The sequence below is a fragment of the Gammaproteobacteria bacterium genome (genome assembly GCA_016716465.1).
GTDB lineage: Bacteria > Pseudomonadota > Gammaproteobacteria > SZUA-140 > SZUA-140 > JADJWH01.
The window spans coordinates 559,749-579,403 of the sequence record JADJWH010000001.1; the positions used below are offsets into that span (position 1 = coordinate 559,749).

22 protein-coding genes are annotated in these 19,655 nt (G+C 65.4%); 17 read left to right on the forward strand and 5 right to left on the reverse strand.

Annotation, left to right across the window (positions count from 1 at the left end):
• Positions 1-10 precede the first annotated feature (10 nt).
• The 6 genes from IPM20_02610 (at position 11) to IPM20_02635 (ending at position 3,728) form a co-directional block, all read left to right on the forward strand.
• Positions 11-475 (forward strand): GyrI-like domain-containing protein, encoded by a 465-nt coding sequence (locus IPM20_02610; GenBank protein ID MBK9130525.1) that lies wholly within the window; start codon positions 11-13, stop codon positions 473-475.
• 65 nt (positions 476-540) lie between these two features.
• Positions 541-837 (forward strand): cupin domain-containing protein, encoded by a 297-nt coding sequence (locus tag IPM20_02615; protein MBK9130526.1) that lies wholly within the window; start codon positions 541-543, stop codon positions 835-837.
• An 85-nt stretch (positions 838-922) separates the two neighbouring features.
• Positions 923-1,384: an SRPBCC family protein gene (locus IPM20_02620; protein ID MBK9130527.1), complete on the forward strand. Its 462-nt coding sequence runs from the start codon at positions 923-925 to the stop codon at positions 1,382-1,384.
• A 346-nt stretch (positions 1,385-1,730) separates the two neighbouring features.
• Positions 1,731-2,141: a DoxX family protein gene (locus IPM20_02625; protein ID MBK9130528.1), complete on the forward strand. Its 411-nt coding sequence runs from the start codon at positions 1,731-1,733 to the stop codon at positions 2,139-2,141.
• Positions 2,142-2,252: 111 nt separating this feature from the next.
• Entirely contained in the window at positions 2,253-2,597 is a 345-nt protein-coding gene (locus IPM20_02630; GenBank protein ID MBK9130529.1) for a DUF488 family protein, read from the forward strand.
• Positions 2,598-2,666: 69 nt separating this feature from the next.
• Positions 2,667-3,728 carry a hypothetical protein gene (locus tag IPM20_02635; GenBank protein MBK9130530.1) on the forward strand — a complete coding sequence of 354 codons (1,062 nt, stop codon included), beginning with the start codon at positions 2,667-2,669 and terminating at the stop codon, positions 3,726-3,728.
• A gap of 32 nt (positions 3,729-3,760) precedes the next feature.
• Here IPM20_02635 and IPM20_02640 read toward each other — a convergent pair whose 3' ends face one another.
• On the reverse strand, positions 3,761-4,846 hold the full coding sequence (locus IPM20_02640; GenBank protein MBK9130531.1) for an AI-2E family transporter: 1,086 nt from the start codon (positions 4,844-4,846) through the stop codon (positions 3,761-3,763).
• Positions 4,847-5,047: 201 nt separating this feature from the next.
• Between IPM20_02640 and IPM20_02645 the strand changes: the two genes are divergently transcribed.
• Positions 5,048-5,998 carry an NmrA/HSCARG family protein gene (locus IPM20_02645; GenBank protein ID MBK9130532.1) on the forward strand — a complete coding sequence of 317 codons (951 nt, stop codon included), beginning with the start codon at positions 5,048-5,050 and terminating at the stop codon, positions 5,996-5,998.
• A 67-nt stretch (positions 5,999-6,065) separates the two neighbouring features.
• The gene (locus IPM20_02650) at positions 6,066-6,902 is read left to right on the forward strand and encodes a methylated-DNA--[protein]-cysteine S-methyltransferase (protein MBK9130533.1); all 837 of its coding nucleotides are present in this window, start codon (positions 6,066-6,068) and stop codon (positions 6,900-6,902) included.
• An 884-nt stretch (positions 6,903-7,786) separates the two neighbouring features.
• On the opposite strand, the gene IPM20_02655 is transcribed toward IPM20_02650, so the two are convergent.
• The 3 genes from IPM20_02655 to IPM20_02665 all read right to left on the reverse strand — a co-directional run bounded on the left by IPM20_02655 (position 7,787) and on the right by IPM20_02665 (position 9,868).
• Entirely contained in the window at positions 7,787-8,140 is a 354-nt protein-coding gene (locus IPM20_02655) for a DUF2934 domain-containing protein (protein ID MBK9130534.1), read from the reverse strand.
• A 318-nt stretch (positions 8,141-8,458) separates the two neighbouring features.
• Complete coding sequence (locus IPM20_02660; protein MBK9130535.1) at positions 8,459-8,929, reverse strand: YbaK/EbsC family protein; 471 nt, start codon at positions 8,927-8,929, stop codon at positions 8,459-8,461.
• Positions 8,930-9,208: 279 nt separating this feature from the next.
• Positions 9,209-9,868, reverse strand: coding sequence for a peroxiredoxin (locus tag IPM20_02665; protein MBK9130536.1), 660 nt, complete (start codon positions 9,866-9,868; stop codon positions 9,209-9,211).
• A 317-nt stretch (positions 9,869-10,185) separates the two neighbouring features.
• On the opposite strand from IPM20_02665, the gene IPM20_02670 reads away from it, so the two are divergent.
• The 3 genes from IPM20_02670 to IPM20_02680 are packed head-to-tail and all read left to right on the forward strand — an operon-like array spanning position 10,186 to position 11,184.
• The gene (locus IPM20_02670) at positions 10,186-10,497 is read left to right on the forward strand and encodes a DUF883 domain-containing protein (GenBank protein ID MBK9130537.1); all 312 of its coding nucleotides are present in this window, start codon (positions 10,186-10,188) and stop codon (positions 10,495-10,497) included.
• Positions 10,498-10,501: 4 nt separating this feature from the next.
• A complete protein-coding gene (locus IPM20_02675) occupies positions 10,502-10,906 on the forward strand; it encodes a phage holin family protein (GenBank protein MBK9130538.1) in 405 nt (134 codons plus the stop codon).
• Positions 10,903-11,184 carry a hypothetical protein gene (locus IPM20_02680; GenBank protein ID MBK9130539.1) on the forward strand — a complete coding sequence of 94 codons (282 nt, stop codon included), beginning with the start codon at positions 10,903-10,905 and terminating at the stop codon, positions 11,182-11,184. Before IPM20_02675 ends, IPM20_02680 begins: the two co-directional genes overlap by 4 nt.
• 430 nt (positions 11,185-11,614) lie before the next feature.
• On the opposite strand, the gene IPM20_02685 is transcribed toward IPM20_02680, so the two are convergent.
• Positions 11,615-12,415 carry an undecaprenyl-diphosphate phosphatase gene (locus IPM20_02685; protein ID MBK9130540.1) on the reverse strand — a complete coding sequence of 267 codons (801 nt, stop codon included), beginning with the start codon at positions 12,413-12,415 and terminating at the stop codon, positions 11,615-11,617.
• A gap of 328 nt (positions 12,416-12,743) precedes the next feature.
• On the opposite strand from IPM20_02685, the gene IPM20_02690 reads away from it, so the two are divergent.
• The 6 genes from IPM20_02690 to IPM20_02715 all read left to right on the forward strand — a co-directional run bounded on the left by IPM20_02690 (position 12,744) and on the right by IPM20_02715 (position 19,510).
• Positions 12,744-13,391 (forward strand): DedA family protein, encoded by a 648-nt coding sequence (locus IPM20_02690; GenBank protein ID MBK9130541.1) that lies wholly within the window; start codon positions 12,744-12,746, stop codon positions 13,389-13,391.
• 396 nt (positions 13,392-13,787) lie between these two features.
• Positions 13,788-15,857 carry a carbon starvation protein A gene (locus IPM20_02695; GenBank protein MBK9130542.1) on the forward strand — a complete coding sequence of 690 codons (2,070 nt, stop codon included), beginning with the start codon at positions 13,788-13,790 and terminating at the stop codon, positions 15,855-15,857.
• Between the two features lie 3 nt (positions 15,858-15,860).
• Complete coding sequence (locus tag IPM20_02700; GenBank protein ID MBK9130543.1) at positions 15,861-16,187, forward strand: YbdD/YjiX family protein; 327 nt, start codon at positions 15,861-15,863, stop codon at positions 16,185-16,187.
• 322 nt (positions 16,188-16,509) lie between these two features.
• Positions 16,510-17,457, forward strand: a complete 948-nt coding sequence (locus IPM20_02705) for an HlyD family efflux transporter periplasmic adaptor subunit (GenBank protein ID MBK9130544.1) — start codon at positions 16,510-16,512, stop codon at positions 17,455-17,457.
• Complete coding sequence (locus IPM20_02710; GenBank protein ID MBK9130545.1) at positions 17,454-18,374, forward strand: ABC transporter ATP-binding protein; 921 nt, start codon at positions 17,454-17,456, stop codon at positions 18,372-18,374. Before IPM20_02705 ends, IPM20_02710 begins: the two co-directional genes overlap by 4 nt.
• Positions 18,371-19,510 (forward strand): ABC transporter permease, encoded by a 1,140-nt coding sequence (locus IPM20_02715; protein MBK9130546.1) that lies wholly within the window; start codon positions 18,371-18,373, stop codon positions 19,508-19,510. Before IPM20_02710 ends, IPM20_02715 begins: the two co-directional genes overlap by 4 nt.
• Positions 19,511-19,655 lie beyond the last annotated feature (145 nt).

Below are 19,655 nucleotides of genomic sequence, written 5' to 3' on the forward strand. Positions count from 1 at the left end.
GGATGCGTTTATGGAAGTGAGTATCGTGACCTTTCCCGAGACCAGGGTGGCCTCTATCACGCATCTGGGCGCGCCTGCGGACGAATATCACACCCTGTCACGATTGATTGCGTGGCGGCTGGAGCGGGGATTTCTCGACCAGGCGAGATACCGGAGCTACGGCGTGCACTATTCGGATCCCCGGTCCACACCGCCGGAGCGGTATCGCGTGGATTTCTGTCTTTCCATCGAAGAGGACGTCGGGGAAAACGCCCACGGCATCATCCAGCGGGTCATTCCGGCCCTGCGCTGCGCGCTGGCGCGTGATATCGGTTCGCGCCGGAACAACCAGGCGGCGCTCTATCTGTATGAGGAATGGCTTCCCGCGAGTGGAGAGCTGCCCTCCGGTCATCCGCCGATCTTCCACTACGTCAACGTCGGGCCGAATGTCCGGGACAGCGAGGCGATCACGGATGTCTATCTGCCGATCGTATGATGCGGGGAAAGTACGCTTAACTCCCCATCGGGATCGGGTGGAGCCTGATTGAGTATACTGTCCCCATGAAGCGCGAAGAGCTGATACGAACCGACGATGCGCGCGTGGCCTCCATCGAGCTGGAGGCCGGCGAGGTGTCGCCGTGGCATTATCATTCCCGGGCCATGGAGACCGTTTTCGGTCTGAGGGGCGAGGTGCGGCTGGAGGTCGGCGTAGACGCCAGCGCCATCACCTTGCGTCCGGGACAACGGCATGAGGTGGCGCCGGGCGTGAGGCATCGTCTGGCCAATCCCGGCAGCGGGAAATCGGTTTACCTGCTGGTTCAGAACGGTCACTATGACTTCGTCGCGGTCGATGCTTGATCGGCGGCGTTGAAGGCCAGGTGTTCCGCGCGGGCGATGTCCATCCGGGCGGGACGGGTTCGGATCAACCCGGGAGGGCATCCTCATGACGACGAGCACCGCCGGCACTAGCAGCGTCCACCTTCACCGCGTCCTGCGCGCAACCCCGGAACGGATCTACCGGGCGTTTCTCGATGCCGATGCGATGGCGAAATGGCTGCCGCCGAACGGCTTCACCTGCCGGGTCCATCACATGGACGTGAAGGTGGGCGGAAGTTTCAGGATGTCGTTCACGAACTTCACCACCGGCAACAGCCACTCCTTCGGCGGGACGTACCTCGAACTGGCGCCCCATACCCGCATCCGCTACACGGACCGCTTCGACGATCCCAACCTGCCTGGCGAGATGCAGACGACGGTGAGCCTGAAACCGGTTACCGTCGGCACGGAGATGAACATCGTGCAGGAGGGCATTCCTGCCGTCATCCCGCCCGAGGCCTGTTATCTGGGCTGGCAGGAGTCGCTCATCCTGCTCGGCAAGCTGGTCGAGGCCGAAATCCCGGAATAGGGTGGTGCGCAGGAGGCAGTTCCGGGGCCGCGTTGTATCAGCCGTGCAACGAGGGGATCCCCGCCTGCGCGGGGATGGCAGTTTTCCTGTTCATCTTTGCCCTGTTTTGCATCAGGACCGGCATTCCTTCTCAATTTTCAGGGATATTACGCAAGGCAACCGGCGAAAAACTTTCGTTCCCCCGGGAAGGGCGTATCATTTGATGCGGACGCGGCGGGTCGGAAGATACGAACGATCAAGTGCCGTCCGATTGCCCGCCGGACCTGCGCATGACCCGTCCGCCTGTGAAGGATGACGCCATGCCGCCTCACTTTCTGCCTCACCGCGCGTGAGAAGGAGCCTCGAGATGGACACTTTTCTGGACAGCTGGAAACCTCGCGTACTGAGCGTCCTGCGCATCGTGACCGCGTTTCTGTTCATTCAGCACGGCACCACGAAGATGTTCGGCTTTCCCGCGCCGCAGCATCAGCCGTTCGAGCTCTATTCGATGATGGGTCTTGCCGGCGTGCTGGAGGTGTTCGGCGGCCTGCTGATTCTGCTGGGCCTGTTCACCCGTCCGGTCGCATTCCTGCTCTCGGGCGAGATGGCCTTCGCCTATTTCATCGCCCATGCGCCGCAGGCCTTCTGGCCGCTGCTGAACGGTGGCGAGCTGGCCGTGACGTGGTGTTTCACGTTCCTCTATCTCGCCTGCGCGGGTGGCGGCGAATGGAGCCTTGACCATCTCCGTACTGCAAGTCGCCCGGGAAAACCTGCCTGATATTCACAATAGTTGGGGTCAGAGTAAAAACATCTTGCCGGTTCCATGAATCGTCGTCCGCCCGCCTTGATGTTTTTACTCTGACCCCAAATATTCGGCGCGGGGGTGTGCGTGGCATTGAACATCAAGCGTGTCTATGATGCGCCGGACGCGGGCGACGGCGTGCGTATCCTGGTGGACCGCCTGTGGCCGCGCGGGCTAAGCCGGGACAAGGCCGCTGTCGACCACTGGTTCAAGGAGATCGCCCCCTCGGCGGAGCTGCGGCGCTGGTTCGGTCACGAACCGGAACGCTGGGTGGAGTTCCGCCACCGCTATTTCGCGGAGCTCGACCGCAATCCGGAACAGGTGGCCATGCTGCGCAAGGCGATCGGGCGGCGCCGCGCAACGCTGCTGTATGCGGCGAAGGACGACGAGCACAACAACGCGCGGGCGCTGCGGGATTACCTGAAATCCTGAGTGCGCCGCTGTACCCGATGCCGTCCCGGCGCGGGCGTGCTTACGATTCGCGCGGCGCGTGCTAAGATTATGCGCCATGCACGTCACCCCGACCATTCCCGCTGTAAGCACGCCCTGATTCCGCCAGGTTCACCGATCATCGATTCCCATCCCGTAGCACGACGCTGCGGCGGTCTCCCGCTGCTGGTCGCCATGCTCGCGCTGACGCCGGCCCTCGCCCCGGCCGAGGAGCCGCCGATCGAAGTCGGCGAAGGGCAGAGCATCTTCGATATCCTGAATCCGGCCCACGAATACTGGTCGGACAAGGTGGCGGACTATGCCGGGAGTCTGGACCGCTTTTTCGGCGACGACCGCAGTTTTCAGGAGACGAACAAGAGCATCGTGCAACTGGACTTCACCCAGCTGATCGACGAGGGCGGCGACCATCGCACGTCCTTTTCCGGCCGGGCGAAGCTGGCGCTGCCGCAGACCGAGAAGCGCCTGCACCTGCTGGTGGAGACCGATCCCGAGGAGGTTGCCACCGGCGCGATCGATCCGGAGGGCCCGGTGCCGACCGGGCAGATCACCTCGCCCGACAGTTATGCCGCCGCGCTGCGCTACCAGAAGGAGCGGGATGACCGCTGGGATTTCAGCACCGACATCGGCGTCCGGCTGCGCTCCGGCCTGGATCCCTACACCCGCCTGCGCGGCAGCGGCGACCTGATGTACGGGCTGTGGCGCTTCAAGCTGACGGAAACGCTGTTCTGGTTCCGCACCATCGGCCCGGGCGAGACCACGCGGCTGGATATCGAGCGCGCCTACGCCCCGGAACTGCTGTTCCGCTCCAGCACGAACGCAACCTGGCTGAACGACGACAGGAGTTTCACCGTGCGCCAGGACCTGTCCCTCTACCAGACACTGGACACCCGCCGCGCGCTGCTTTACACGATCAGCGGTCTCGGCACCACCCAGCCGGTGACGCAAATGGAGGAGTATGTCGTCCTGGTGCGCTACCGTCACCGCTTGCATCACGACTGGCTGTTCGGCGAGATCAGCCCACAGGTGCACTACCCGGTCGAAACCGACTACCACCCCGACCTGCAGCTCGTCCTCGGTCTGGAGATGCTGTTCGGCAACGGCACGAAGCGCTAGCCTTTCCCGTATCGCGGGAATGAAACCCCGAATCAGGGCGCGGAGGTGTTTCCCGCATCGATCTGCGAGCGTTCGATATCCTGGAATATCGTGTAGGCGATCGCGAGCAGGGTCGGGCCGATGAAGATGCCGAGAAAACCGAAGGCGAGCACGCCGCCCAGGCCGCCGAGAAACACCAGGATGAAGGGCAGTTTGCTGCCCTTGCTGATGAAGTAGGGCTTGAGAAAGTTATCGATCGTGCTGACCACGAGCAGTCCCCAGACGACGAGGAAGATGGCCGAGCCGACTTCGTTCTGCTGGAACAGCCAGACGGCGGCCACGGCCCAGGCGACGGAGGAGCCGAATGGCGCAAGCGCGAGGACGCATGTCAGGGCGCCCAGCAGCAGCGCGCTGGGCACGCCCGCGATGAACATGCCGACGCCGGCGAGGAATCCCTGGGCAATCGCGGTGCCGATGATTCCGTAGATCACGCTCTTGATGGTGCTGTCGGCGATGCGGAGCATGGCCGCGCCGCGCTTGCCGCCGACGCGGGCGAGCACCCCCTGCACGCGGATGGGCAATGTGCTGCTGTCGCGGTAGATGAAGAACGAGATGAAGACGCTGAGTGAGAGATACAGGATGCCCTCGCCGAGCGCGGCGGCGACGCTCAGTCCCCATTCGCGCAGCGGCGCGAGGTACCTGATCAGCTCCTCGGTCAGGCGCGTGCCGCTGCCGGCCATTTCCTGCCAGCGCTCGTGGAGCGTCGAGCCCACCATGGGGATCTTGAGCACCCAGTCCGGCGGGCTGGGCGGGCCTTCGGTCAGCAGGTGCCGGGCCATCTCGATCACCGACCGGATATCGTCCGTCAGGCTGATGCCGACCACGACCAGCGGCACGATCAGGACGCCGGTCACGATCGCCACCATGATTGCACTGGCCAATCCGGAGTGGCCTCCCACGGCGCGTTCGATGCGGCAGTATACCGGCCAGGTCGAAGAAGACAGTATCGCGGCCAGCAGCACCGCCGACAGGAACGGGCGCAATACGAAGTAACACCCCAGGACCAGCACGACCAGCAGCGCGATGCCGGCATAGTAATCGATCCGATGATCGCTCAGGGCATCGTTGTCGCGGTTCATGCAGGCTCCGGCCGGGCTGGGACGATCCGGCGAAACTAGCATGAATTGCATTGGCGATAAACTGGCCCTCGAAGGCATGGTCGGCATAGGAATATGACTGCCGCGCAGTCATTGCAGCATTTCAATGGCTTTGGGGCACGGGAATTCGTGGCGGCGGGTTTTTAAGTATACTGTCCCCATTGGCATGCGAAGGGGGCCCTTATGGCGGACAGGAAGATCATCGCGGTGGTCGGCGCCACCGGTGCGCAGGGCGGCGGGTTGGTGCGCGCCATCCTGGCGGATCCCGGCGGCGGGTTCGCCGTGCGCGCGCTGACGCGCGACACCGGTTCGGACAAGGCGAAGGCGCTGCAGGCCCTGGGCGCCGAGGTCGTGGCCGCGGACGTGGATGACCGGGAGAGTCTGGAACGCGCGTTCCAGGGTGCGCACGGCGCCTACTGCGTCACCTTCTTCTGGGATCATTACTCGCCCGCGAAGGAACTGGCCGAGGCGCAGGCCATGGCCAACGCGGCGCGGCGCGCCGGCGTCGCCCACGTCGTCTGGTCGACGCTGGAGGACACGCGCAACTGGGTGCCGCTCGGTGACGAGCGCATGCCGACCCTGATGGATAAGTACAAGGTCCCGCATTTCGACGCCAAGGGCGAGGCGAACCAGTGGTTCGCCGCCGCGGGCGTGCCGACGACCTATCTGCTCACCTCGTTCTACTGGGACAATCTGATCCACTTCGGCATGGGGCCGAAGCCGGGGCCGGACGGCCGGCTCGTCTTCACGCTGCCGATGGGGGACAAAAAGCTGCCCGGCATCGCGGCGGCGGATATCGGCAAATGCGCCTACGGCATCTTCAGGCGCGGGCGTGACCAGATCGGCCGGACCGTCGGTATCGCGGGCGAGCATCTCACGGGCGGACAGATGGCCGCGGCGCTGGGCGAGGCGTTGGGACGGGAAGTGCAGTACGTCGCCATCACGCCCGAACAGTATCGCGCGCTCGGTTTCCCCGGTGCGGACGACCTCGGCAATATGTTCCAGTTCAAGCACGATTTCGAGACGGAATTCTGCGGCGCCCGCGGCCTCGCCGCCTCGCGCGCGCTGAATCCCGAACTGCAGACCTTCGCGCAATGGCTGGCGCGGAACAAGGACCGCATCCCGCTCGACTAGGCGGCCGGGCGCGCCGCGCCGCAAGAATCGGGTGGGGGCGGACGCGCCGTCGTGGCAGAATGCGCCCATGCATGATTACGAACGCATTGCCCGGATCATCCGCTATCTCGACACGCACCAGGCCGAGCAGCCCGACCTCGCGGCATTGGCGGGGCGCGCGGGACTGAGTCCGTTCCATTTTCACCGCCTGTTCACGCGCTGGGCGGCGGTTACCCCGAAGGATTTTCTCCAATGCCTCACGCTGGAACGTGCCCGTGCGACCCTGCGTGCGGGTGAAGGCGTGCTGGAGACCGCCATCGCGGCGGGACTGTCCGGTCCCGGGCGTCTGCACGATCTGTGCGTCTCGCTCGAGGCCGCCTCGCCGGGCGAGATCAAGTCCGGCGGTGCGGGCTGGACCCTCACGGGCGGTTTTGCCGAAACCCCCTTTGGCAAGGCGCTGATCGGCGAGAGTCCGCGCGGACTCTGTCATCTGTCCTTCGTCGGCGCCGGAGAAGAGGGGCAGGCATGGGACAGCCTGCGCGCGGACTGGCCCGGGGCTCGCCTGCGGCGTGACGACGATGCCGCGGGCGCCCTTGCCGCGCGCGTCTTCGCCCGCAATGGAGATACCGCCGGGCCTCCGGCCCTGCGCGCGCTGGTACGCGGCACGGCCTTTCAGGTGCGGGTGTGGCGCGCCCTGTTGCGGATACCGCCGGGCGCGCTGGTCAGCTACGGGCGGCTGGCCGCGGCGATCGGCGCACCCGGGGCGGCGCGCGCCGTGGGGGCCGCGGTGGGCGGAAACTCCATCGCGTATCTGATCCCGTGTCACCGCGTGATCCGTGAGACGGGCGCGATGGGCGGCTATCGCTGGGGCGTGGAGCGCAAGCGCGCGATCCTGGCCTGGGAAGGCGGCGTGGCGAAACAGTAAATGGCCGCTTTCGGCCTCATCCTGGGTTCCGCGCCACGCCTTCCCGCGCATCACCGCGGCGGCATTTGGGGTCGGGGTGCGGGGGCAGATTTTCACCGGGGGGATGGGGACAGATTTATAAATCTGTCCCCGAGAGATTACTGAAAGATTGCTGCACGAAATATTGCACCGAATTCCGAGCGCCGCCATCAGGTATTCGCCCGCGATTGAATCGGAATCGGCGATCTGATTCAATGAGCAATTCGTTTTACCGTGTCAGACGGAGTCGAACAGGAGGCGACGGCCGCCACGGGGCCCCCTCCCGGGCCGCGCTGCGGGGGGGCGCGGGGGGGGGGGGGGGCCGGGGCGCGGGGGGCGGGAGGAAGGGTATCAGACCACACCACCCTCCTCACCACCTCCCCCGGGGGGCCGCCCCCGTGGGCCGCCAGCCAAACCCGGCCCCCCTTCCGGGGGGAGGCCGGGGGACGCGACAACCACGGTCCCCGGGGGGGGAGGAGGGGGAGGGCTGCACGGATGTGGCCCGTCCTGCAGGGATGGCTGCGCGGGGGTAAAGAGACCCCGCCGGTAGGCGGGGTCGAAGGTTAACCGTTCTGATGGGTGATTTTTTCGAGCGTTTCGGGTCTTGCGATGCGGCTCAGGCCGTGGAGAATGCCGCTACCACGAAGGCCAGGATCAGGACGCCGCCGGTGCCGAGTACCATGAAAAACGCGGGATGCATGTTGTTACCCTCCTATCATTTCAATTGATCATGAGGCGGTGATCCGCCTCGTGGACATCGAACTGATTTCGGTGCAACTACTGCAACTGGACTGCTGTACTGCTCGACTGCTCGGAAAGAAACGAAGCACCGCTGCACGGGCAGCGGCGTTCGCGCTCAAGTTATATCAGATTGTCGGTGCCGTGTCGCGCGCGGGCGTCTTGTGGCCGCGCCGGCGGGTGGCGGGGGCGGGCGCCTTGGCCCGGGCCGCGGACGTTTCCGGCGCCTCTCGCTTGCGCGCCTTCACGGCGGGAACAGCGGTCTTTTCGACCCAGTCCGCGATCGTGGTCTTCAGGTTGCCGAATTCCTTTTCCAGGGTGGACAGGGCGGAGGCGAATGCCTTCTGGCCCCGGGTGACCAGACCCGCTTCCCGCGCCAGTTGCGCGTCGATCTCGCGCTCGGCCTCGAGCCAGTCCTCCTCGGGCGAGCCCCCGACGAAGCCGCGTCGCTCGGCCCGCACATAGGCGGCGAGACGGATCATCTCCAGGCGTTGTTCCAGGGTTACCCGGGTCCCGAACAGGGCGGTCCTCGCCGATTCCCCGGCGCGCTCGATCTTGATGCGCCCCTGGCCCACCTCGGTCAGAAAGCGGCGCAGATGGGGAAGGTAGGCGTCGCCGAATTTTTCCAGCGTGAATTCGCTGAATTCGCGCACGCTGCGCCCGGCGGCGAGCATGTGTTCGAAGGCCTCCTTCAGGTGGCCCCGGGCCTCGTCATACTGCCCCGGGTCGATGGTCGAGCCTTTTTTTTCCTTGCTCATGGCGGTTCTCCTTGTTTATCTACGCAGATTTTCTGACAGGGCTCAGACATGGCGGCTGAAGCATCCGCGCCGGGCGCCTGAGAACAGGAAGTCGAATTCACCGCCGTCCAGGCGGATCAGTTCTTCGTGATCGCCCGCTTCGAGATAGAGGTTCGGGCGTCCGGACAGCACCTCGTCCACGACAGTCGGCAGTCCATAGATCTTGCCGATCGGCGGGATCGCGCCGATGGCGCAGTCGTCGAAGAGATGGGCCAGGTCCTCTTCCGCGGCCAGGCGCAGCGGGCGTCCCAGTTCCTTGCGCAGGATGCCCAGTTCGATGTGATGGGTGGCGGGTATGACGGCCATCAGATAGCCGTCCTCGTCTTCGAGGATCACGGCCTTGGCGATCGCATCGCCGGGGACGTGAGCCGCTTGCGCGGTCTCCATGCTGGTCTTCGTATGCGGGTGGACGACAACGTCAAAGTGCAAGCCCTCCCGTGTCATATAGTGCTCGAGGGAGCGGGCAATGGGCATGGCGAAATCTCCTGTGTGTCGACACCTCATCGGGTTATGTTTGTTGTAGACCCAGTATACGCCTTGCGAACTGAAGGGAAATAGGGTGGCCGACACAGTTCTTGGCTGTCGGGCGCGTGCGCCGTCGACACGTGATTATTGTCTGGGCGGAGTTGTCGTTGGAATTTCCATGAAAACAGTTTGATATATCGCATATCTGAGAGTATTTCTGCGGGTGGCGGGAGTTAAAAAAAGGCGCCTTGCGGCGCCTGAGTGGGGATGTGATGCGGTGTGCGTCGCCTACTTCGGCTGCGGGACGATGCGCAGATAGGGCTTCAGCGCCTTCCAGCCGCCGGGGAATTTCTCCTTGGCCTCCGCGTCCGAGACGGAGGGCGGGATGATGACGTCGTTGCCGGGCCGCCAGTTCACCGGGGTCGCGACCTTGTGCTTCGCCGTGAGCTGCACCGAGTCGAGCACGCGCAGGACCTCGTCGAAGTTGCGGCCCGTGCTCATCGGATAGGTGAACATCGCCTTGATCAGCTTGTCCGGGCCGATCAGGAACACGGTGCGCACGGTGGCGTTGTCGACAGCGCTGCGGTCCTTCGCGGTGCCGCTGGCGTTCGGGTGGATCATGTCGTAGAGCTTCGCCACCTTCAGGTCGGTATCGCCGATCATCGGATAGTTCACCTTGTGCCCCTGGGTTTCCTCGATGTCCTTCGCCCAGTCCGCGTGGTTGGCTACCGGGTCGATGCTCAGCCCGACGATCTTGCAATTGCGCTTGTCGAATTCTTTCTTGAGCCCGGCCATGTAGCCGAGCTCGGTGGTGCACACCGGCGTGAAATCCTTGGGATGCGAGAACAGTATGGCCCAGCCGTCGCCGATCCATTGGTGGAAATGGATCGTACCCTCGGTGGTTTGCGCGCTGAAATCGGGTGCCGTATCGCCTATATGCAGGGACATGATGACCTCCTGGGTTGTGCGTGTATCGGATGATCTGATTAAGACGCGAGCCTGGCGCGTTACGGAGACCGCATCCGCCACAGGTCGGTCACCGTCATGGCTTGGACGCCGCGCTGGGCGATTTGTTCTCTCAGCGCGACGCGCATCGGGCCCCCGGGTTCGCAGGGCGACAATGCTGACAGAGATATCGTGGCTGATCGGGATTTTTCAAGACCCCGGCATATCGCGAATGCGATCCGCCCGAATCGGGGTGGCATTGATGACACGAAAAGCCTTACAATTTTTGGACGTACCACCTCAAGAAAAAGGAGCGAATCATGGCCAGCGACACCAGGACAGCGAAAGAACGTCTGATGGATGACCTCAAGGCTGTAGTCCACGATGCGGAAGAGCTGCTCAAGGCCACCGCGGGTCAGACCGGCGAGAAGATCAGCGCGGTGCGCGCCCGGGCGGAGGATAACCTGCGCGAGGTGCGGCGCAAGCTGAGCGAGATGGAGGACGATCTAGTGGAGCGCGCCAGGACGGCGGCGAAGGCGACCGACGACCTGGTGCATGAGCGGCCCTGGCAGTCCATCGCGGTCGTCGGCGGCGTGGCCTTCCTGCTCGGACTGCTCGCCGGCAGGCGCTGAGTCCATGGAGGAAGACGCGGGCGCGACGGCGTCCGGTCGTGGCAGCGGGCTGCTGGTTTCGCTGCGCCGGCTGGTGGCGACCGGAATCGAGATCCTGCAGACGCGGCTGGAACTGCTCTCCGTCGAACTGGAGGAGGAGGGCGTCCGGCTGCGCGAGCTCCTGTTGTACGCGCTGGTCGGTCTGTTTTTCCTCGGGGTCGGCGTGCTGCTGCTGACGCTGCTGGTGGTGGTCCTGTTCTGGGATACCTATCGGTTGCCGGTGCTGACCGGCATCACGGCCCTGTATCTGGTCCTCGGCATCGGCGCCGCCATGCGCGTGCGCCGTATTCTGGCCACGCGGTCGCGCCTGTTCGCCGCTACGCTCGGTGAACTCGGCAGGGACCGCAAGCAGTTGACGTCCGAAGGATGAATGCCCGCAAGGAATATCTGCGCCTGCGGCGGGAGACCCTGGTGGTGCTGTCCGCCGCGCAGCGCAGCGAGATGGCCTTTCATGGCGAGCGTCTGCAGCGGAGCCTGCGCTGGGTGGATCGCGCGGTCACGCTGGTGCGCTCGGCGCCGCTGGTGCCCGCCTTCGTTGCGGCCGCCGCGCTGGTGCTGTTGCGCGCGCCGCATCACAAGCGGCTGCTCTGGTCAGGCCGCCTCCTCGCCGGCTGGAGGTTCCTCCGCCTGCTGCGCTCGCGCTCTTAGGAAGGGGACGGACATCAAATGTAGTAGGGGACAGATTTACAAATCTGTCCCCGTGCACCCCGGATTCGCGCGCTCATCCGGGCCTTTGGTCTGCCTGATGGGGCGAAATCGGGGGTCATTGGAAGGGGGACGGACTGAAGTCCGTCCCCAAGTAACCACTTTACAAATCTGTCCCCGGGTTATACGAGCGACCGCTGCGGCAGGGGACAGATTTTCCAATCTGTCCCCGTGTCACGTTCCCCGGATTCCGCTACGCTTCATCCGGGCTGCAGTTGACTCGTAGCCTGGATGGAGGCGCGAAGCGCCGGAATCCGGGGTAATTAGGAGGGGGACGGACTTAAGTCCGTCCCCAAGTAACCACTTTACAAATCTGTCCCCGAGTTATCCACCCAAGTCCGTCCCCGGGTGTCGTGGACAGCTGCTGCCATCGTCACCAGAAATACGCCAGCACCAGGATGCCGAAGCCGATGCGGTAGTATGCGAAGGCGGTGAAGTCGTGCCTGGCGACGTAGGCGAGGAAGAGCTTCACCACCGCCATCGCGGTCAGGAAGGCGGCGATGAAACCGGCGGCGAAGACCGGTACGTCGCTCGCGTGGAGCAGGTCGCGGCTCTTGTACAGTTCGTACAGCGTGGCCGCGAACATGGTCGGGATGGCGAGGAAGAACGAGAACTCGGTCGCCGCCGTGCGCGAGAGCCCGGCGAGCAGGCCGCCCATGATGGTGGCGCCGGAGCGTGACACGCCGGGATAGAGGGCGCAGCACTGCGCGAGCCCGACCTTGAAGGCGTCGAGCGGGCGGAGGTCGTCCGCGGTGTGGATGCGCGGCGGCGTGCGGCGGCGCTCGATGACCAGGATCAGGATGCCGCCGACGACGAGCGCGCCGGCCACGCTGGTCGGATTGAAAAGATATTCCTTGATCGCGCCGTGGAACAGCAGGCCGACGACCGCGGCGGGCATGAAGGCGATGAACAGGTTGAGCACGAAACGCTGCGAGGCCGGCTGGTCGAGCGTGCGCGCGACGCCGATCACCTTGTGGCGGTACAGCCACAGCACGCCGAGGATCGAGCCGAGCTGGATGAAGATCTCGAAGGTCTTCGCGCTGTCGCCGGTGAAGCCGAGCAGGTCGCCGAAGATGATGAGGTGCCCGGTGGAGGAGACCGGCAGGAACTCGGTCATGCCCTCGATGATGCCGAGCAGGATCGCCTTGATCAGCAGCAGTCCGTCAACGATCATGGCCCGGTCCCGCCGCCGCGTGTCTGCTCATGGGTCTGAATGCTCGCATCCGATAATCGTCCGCGCGGCGAGGCCGCGTAAAAGTCCGGGATTTTAACCGGTAACTCGGTTATGATCCACGGCCAACGGGTCAGGAGACGGATTTAAATTCGGCTTTCGAGCAAGGGGACGTAGGGCACGGGGACGGACTTAAGTCCGTCCCCGGATTACCCGAGGGGACAGATTTCAATCTGTCCCCGGTAACAGTTGTAAAGGGGACGGATTTGAAATCCGTCCCCGATTCCGCAGAAGTGGCAGGTGAAGTCGTAGAGGGGAACCCGCTGTCGTCATGGAATGGATCACCGCCTTCGCAGACATCCTGCTGCACCTTGACCGCCACCTCGAGACCCTGATCGCCAACTACGGCGCCTGGGTCTACGGCATCCTGTTTCTGATCGTGTTCTGCGAGACCGGGCTGGTCGTGACGCCGTTCCTGCCCGGCGATTCCCTGCTGTTCGTCGTTGGCACGCTGGCCGGCGCCGGGTTGCTGGAGATCGGCTGGGTCATCCCGGGCCTGATCGTCGCGGCGATCCTGGGCGACAGCGTGAACTACTGGATCGGTAGCCGCGTCGGCCCCGCCGTGTTCCGGCGCGACGACTCGCTGCTGTTCAAGCGCCGCCACCTGGAACGGACCCACCAGTTCTACGAGCGCCACGGCGGCAAGACCATCATCCTGGCCCGCTTCATCCCCATCGTCCGCACCTTCGCCCCGTTCGTGGCGGGAGTCGGGAGCATGTCCTATGGGCGCTTCCTTGCCTATAACGTCGTCGGCGCGGTGCTCTGGGTCGTGCTGTTCGCCGGCGCCGGCTACCTGTTCGGCGACCTGCCGGTGGTCAAACAGAACCTGACCTTCTTCATCTTCGGCATCATCTTCGTGTCCATCCTGCCCGGCGTCATCGAGTACCTGCGGCACCGGCGGTCAAGGGCCAAGGGCTGAGCAGCGGCAACGGGATGCGTAGTACTCCGTGGTAACGGGGACAGATTTGAAATCTGTCCCCGTCGGGAGGGAGCGGTGCAGCAACGGGGGACGGACTTAAGTCCGTCCCCGTACAGGGAATGTAGCCCGGATGGAGCGCAGCGGAATCCGGGAGGCGCCTTCCCCGGATTCCCACCTGTCGCGATTTAATTGGGACGATTTAATGGGGACAGATTGATAACTCTGTCCCGTCGAGAATCCAGAAAGGGGACAGATTTGAAATCTGTCCCCGTCGGGACGTGTCGGTACAGAAAGGAGACGGACTTAAGTCCGCCCCCATTCCTGTCGAGATCGCGGTTTCGACTCGGGCATGGGTCCCCGGTATACTGGAGCCCAAAAAATTCCGGGTCTTTCCTGATGAATCCATGGGTTAAGCACATTCTCTGGCTGCTGGTCGCCGTGGCCGGCGCGGCGGCGGTGGGGGGCATTGCCCTCAATCGCGGCGAGACGGTCAACGCCTTGTGGCTGATCGTCGCGGCGGTGTGCGTCTACGCGCTGGCCTATCGTTTCTACGCGGCCTGGATCGCGGCCAAGGTGCTCGCCTTCGACGAGACGCGCGCCACGCCGGCGGAACGCTTCAACAACGGCCGCGACTTCGTGCCCACCTCGCGCTGGATCGTGTTCGGCCACCACTTCGCCGCCATCGCCGGACCCGGGCCGCTGGTCGGCCCGACGCTGGCCGCGCAGTTCGGCTACCTGCCGGGCACGCTGTGGATCCTGGTCGGCGCGGTGCTGGGCGGCTGCGTGCAGGACATGATGATCCTGTTCTTCTCGACGCGCCGCAACGGGCGCAGCCTGGGCCAGATGGCGCGCGACGAACTGGGCGTGATCGGCGGCGCGGCGGCGCTGATCGCGACCATGATGATCATGATCATCCTGATCGCGGTGCTGGGGCTGGTGGTTGTGAACGCGATGAAGCACAGTCCGTGGGCGACCTCGACCGTCGCCGCGACCATCCCGATCGCGCTGGTCATCGGCTTCTACATGCGCAGCCTGCGGCCCGGCCGCGTGCTGGAGGCCTCGGTGATCGGTCTCGCGCTGCTGCTGCTCGCCGTCGTGGCCGGCGGCTGGGTCGACCACAGCCCGGCGCTGCGCGGGCTGTTCGACCACGAGGGGCTGCCGCTCGCCTGGGCCGTGATCCTCTACGGCTTCGCCGCCGCCGTGCTGCCGGTGTGGATGCTGCTGACGCCGCGCGATTACCTGTCCACCTTCATGAAGCTCGGCACGGTGCTGCTGCTCGCGTTCGCCATCGTGATCCTGAACCCCGAGATCCGGATGCCGGCGCTGACCCGCTTCGTCGACGGCACCGGTCCGATCTTCGGCGGCACGCTGTTCCCCTTCGTCTTCATCACCATCGCCTGCGGCGCGATCTCGGGCTTCCATTCGCTGATCGCCTCCGGCACCACGCCCAAGCTGCTCGCCAACGAGCGCGATATCCGCATGATCGGCTACGGCGGCATGGTGCTGGAATCCTTCGTCGCGATCATGGCGCTGATCGCCGCCACGGTGCTCGACCCGGGCGTGTTCTTCGCCATCAACAGCCCGGCCGGCGTGGTTGGCGCGTCGGCGGCCGACGCGGTGGCGAAGATCTCCTCGTGGGGCTTCCCGGTGACGGTGGAGCAGATGGAGGAACTGGCGCGCGAGATGGGCGAGGCGACGCTGTTCGCGCGCACCGGCGGCGCGCCCTCGCTGGCGGTCGGCATGGCGAGCATCTTCGCCAGCGTCTTCGGCCAGGGCCTGCTCGCCATGTGGTACCACTTCGCCATCATGTTCGAGGCGGTGTTCATCCTGACCACGCTGGACGCCGGCACCCGCGTCGGCCGCTTCATGCTGCAGGACCTGCTCGGCAACCTGTCGCCGCGCCTCGGGCAGACCTCGTGGTATCCCTCGGTGATCCTGACCAGCGGGGCGATCGTCGCCGCCTGGGGCTATTTCCTCTACATCGGCGTGATCGACCCCAACGGCGGGGTCAACATCCTGTGGCCGCTGTTCGGCATCTCCAACCAGATCCTGGCGGCGATCGCGCTGTGCGTGGCGACCGGCATCCTGGTCAAGTCGGGACGCTTCAAATACGCCTGGATCACCGCGCTGCCGCTCGCCTGGCTGGTCACGATCACCACCTCGGCGGTCTGGATCAAAGTCACCAGCCCGGATGTGCGCATCGGCTTCTTCGCCGCGGCCGGCGACCTGTCCGACAAGCTCGCCGCCGGCCTGCTGTCGCCGGAGCGGGCCGCGGTCGCGCCGCAACTGATCTTCAACCTGAAGCTCGACGCCTGGATCGCGCTGTTCTTCGCCATCCTGCTATGGGTGATCGTGCTCGATATGCTGAAGGTGTGCTACCGCCACCTCGCCGGCAAGCCGTGCCCGCCGCTCTCCGAATCGCCCCATATCCCGAGCCGCCTGGCCGAGGACTTCGTGAGGGATTGAATCATGTCGAACGCAGAGCATCGCGCCTGCCAATCGCAATGTAGCCCGGATGGAGCGAAGCGGAATCCGGGAAAGCGGGACACCTCCCCCGGATTCCGGCGCTCCGCGCCTCTATCCGGGCTACATTATCTGCGGCGCGTTACCGATGTGGTTCGATCGCGGGCGCGCACTTTCTGGCGCGCGATACGACAGCTCTCCGGCGACGACGCCTACGAACGCTATCTCGCCCATCACGCGACCCATCATCCCGAAGCGCCGCTGCTCACGCGCGCCGAATTCTTCCGCCGCTGGCAGGACGAGAAATGGAGCGGCATGCGCCGCTGCTGCTGAGTAAAGCGGATGGGGACAGATTTCAAATCTGTCCCTAGGCCTCAGTATGGGGACGGACTTAAGTCCGTCCCCTTATGAGAGACTGGCCCAGTCAGTCAGGGGGGCACTGTATGGGAACGGACTTAACGAGATAGATGGGGACAGATTTCAAATCTGTCCCCAAACCTGGTCCCCGGGCCTGGCGATTCAGGGGATGGATTTACGGTACTGTATGGGGACGGACTTAAGTCCGTCCCCAGAGAGGATTTGTGTGAGAGGATAATCCTGGCCATTCAGGGGACGGATTTGAAATCCGTCCCCATAACCACCGGTTGATGTCGCCATGAAACGTACCTTCATCATTCTCGCCGCGCTATTCACCCTGTCCGCCTGCGACGGCGAACCTGTCGATGTCTATCAGGGCTACGCCGAGGGCGATTACGTGTTGGTGGCCTCGCCCGAGGCGGGCGTGCTGGAGGAACTGGCGGTGCAGCGCGGCGAGGCGGTGGAGACGGGCATGCCGCTGTTCGCGCTCGAGCGGCGCAACGAGGCGGCGGGGCGCCAGCAGGCCGAGGCGCAGCTGCGGCTCGCGCAGGCCCGGCTCGGCAATCTCGACAAGGGGCTGCGCTCGCCCGAGATCGACGCGCTGCGCGCGGCGGCGGAGCAGGCCGAGGCCGCGCGCAAGCTGGCCGAGATCCAGTTGAAGCGCGACCGCGAGCTGCTGGCGAAGAAATACATCGCACCGGATCGCGTCGACGCGGACGAGACCGCGCTGGCGAGCGCGCAGGCGCAGGTCGACGAGGCGAAGGCGCGCCTGAAGCTGGCCACCGAAAGCCTGGGGCGCGCGGGCGAGATCGAGGCGGCGCGCGCCGAGGTCGATGCCGCGCAGGCCGCGCTCGAGCAGGCCGAGTGGCGGCTGGCGCAGAAGTCGCGCAAGGCCCCGGAGGCCGGGCTGGTCCATGACACCTTCTTCGTCGCCGGCGAGTGGGTGCCGGCCGGCAAGCCGGTGGTCAGCCTGCTGCCACCCGCCAACATCAAGCTGCGTTTCTATGTCCCGGAGACGGTGGTCGGCGGCCTGCGCGTCGGCCAGGGCGTCAAGGTCAGTTGCGACGGCTGCGGCGCCGTGCTCGATGCCGCCGTCAGCTACGTCTCGCCCGCCGCCGAATTCACGCCGCCGGTGATCTACAGCCGCGAGTCGCGCGCCAAGCTGGTGTTCATGATCGAGGCGCGGCCGGCCGCCGCCGACGCCGCGCGCCTGAAGCCGGGGCAACCGGTGGACGTCCGCCTGTGAGCGAGACGCTCGCCATCGACGTGCGCGGGCTCAACAAGCACTTCGGCGACAAGCATGTGGTGAAAGACTTCTCGCTGCAGGTGAGGCCCGGCGAGATCTTCGGCTTCCTCGGCCCGAACGGCAGCGGCAAGACCACCTCGATCCGCATGCTGTGCGGCCTGCTCACCCCCGACAGCGGCAGCGGCACCTGCCTCGGGTACGACGTCGTGCGCCAGACCCGCGCCATCAAGCGCGAGGTCGGCTACATGACGCAGCGCTTCTCGCTGTGGGAGGACCTGACGATCCGCGAGAACCTCGACTTCATCGCGCGCATGTACGGCATGTCCGGCCGCCGCGCGGCGGTACAGCGCACGCTGGAGCACCTCGGGCTCGCGTCGCGCCAGGACCAGATCGCGGGCACGCTGTCGGGCGGCTGGAAGCAGCGCCTCGCGCTGGCGGCCTGCATGATGCACGACCCGAAGCTGCTGCTGCTCGACGAACCGACCGCGGGCGTCGATCCCAAGGCGCGGCGCGACTTCTGGGAGGAGATCCACGCGCTCGCCGCCCGCGGCATCTCGGTGCTGGTCTCGACCCATTACATGGACGAGGCCGAGCGTTGCCATCGGCTCGCCTACATCTCCTACGGCACGCTGCTGTCCGCCGGCACCCTGGACGAGGTGATCGCGGGCTCGCCGCTGGAGACCTGGACCGTGTCCGGGCGCGGACTCGCGGAGCTGGAGCGGCAGTTGCGCGGCCTGCCCGGTATCGCCCAGGTCACGCCCTTCGGCACCACGCTGCACGTGGCGGGTGTGGAGACCGCCGCGCTGGAGTCCGCCACCGAGCGCTTCCGCGCCGATCCGCGTTGGCACTGGGAGCGCAGCCAGCCGACGCTGGAAGACGTCTTCATCCACCTGATGGACAGTCAGGACGGCCGATGAGGCTCGACGGCTTTTCATTGCGCCGCTGGACCGGCATCATGGTGAAGGAATTCATCCAGCTCCGGCGCGACCGCCTGACCTTCGGCATGATCGTCGGCATCCCGGTGCTGCAACTGCTGCTGTTCGGCTTCGCCATCAACTCCGATCCCAAATCGCTGCCGACCGCGGTGCTGTCGCAGGACAACAGCCAGATCGCGCGCACGCTGGTCGGGGCGCTGCAGGTGAGCGAGTACTTCCGGGTCGTGCGCCAGGCGGAGAGCGAGGCGGAGATCGACGCCCTGTTCGCGGCGGGGGAGATCCAGTTCGCGCTGACCATCCCGCCCGGCTTCGAGCGCGGCCTGATGCGCGGCGAGCGCCCGGCGCTGCTGCTGGAGGCGGACGCGACCGACCCCTCGGCGACCGCCAACGCACTCGGCGCGCTGAACGGTATCGCCGCGACCGCGCTGGCGCACGACCTCAAGGGCGTCCTCGCGGATATCGCGCCGAAGAACCTTCCGGTCGACCTGCGCGTACAGCGCCGCTACAACCCCGAGGGCATCACCGCCTACAACATCGTGCCCGGCCTGCTCGGCGTGATCCTGACCATGACGATGATCCTGATGACGGGCCTGGCGATGACGCGCGAGCGCGAGCGCGGCACCTTCGAGAACCTGCTCGCGACGCCGGCGCTGCCGATCGAGGTCATGACCGGCAAGATCGTGCCCTACATCCTGATCGGCCTGATCCAGGTGTCGCTGATCCTGCTCGCGGCGCGCTTCATCTTCGCGGTCCCGATGCAGGGCAGCCTGCTGCTGTTGTACGGCGTGGTGCTGGTGTTCATCGCCGCCAACCTGACGCTCGGCATCACCTTCAGCTCCATCGCCCGCAACCAGCTCCAGGCCATGCAGATGACGTTCTTCTTCTTCCTGCCCTCAATCCTGCTGTCCGGCTTCATGTTCCCGTTCCGCGGCATGCCCGAGTGGGCCCAGGTCATCGGCAACGTTCTGCCGCTGACCCACTTCCTGCAGCTCGTGCGCGGCATCCTGCTGAAGGGCGACACCCTGACCGCCCTGTGGCCACAACTGTGGCCGATCCTCGCGTTCATGGGGGCGGTGCTGGGACTGGGCCTGCGGTTCTACAAGCGGACGCTGGATTAAGCCACCAAGGGTAGGGGACGGATTTCACAATCCGTCCCCGTGTTCGCGCCATCCGGGGACGGACTTAAGTCCGTCCCCTCCCCGAAATAGATGGGGACAGATTTCAAATCTGTCCCCATGCCTGGGCAGACAGCAAGAGGTGACA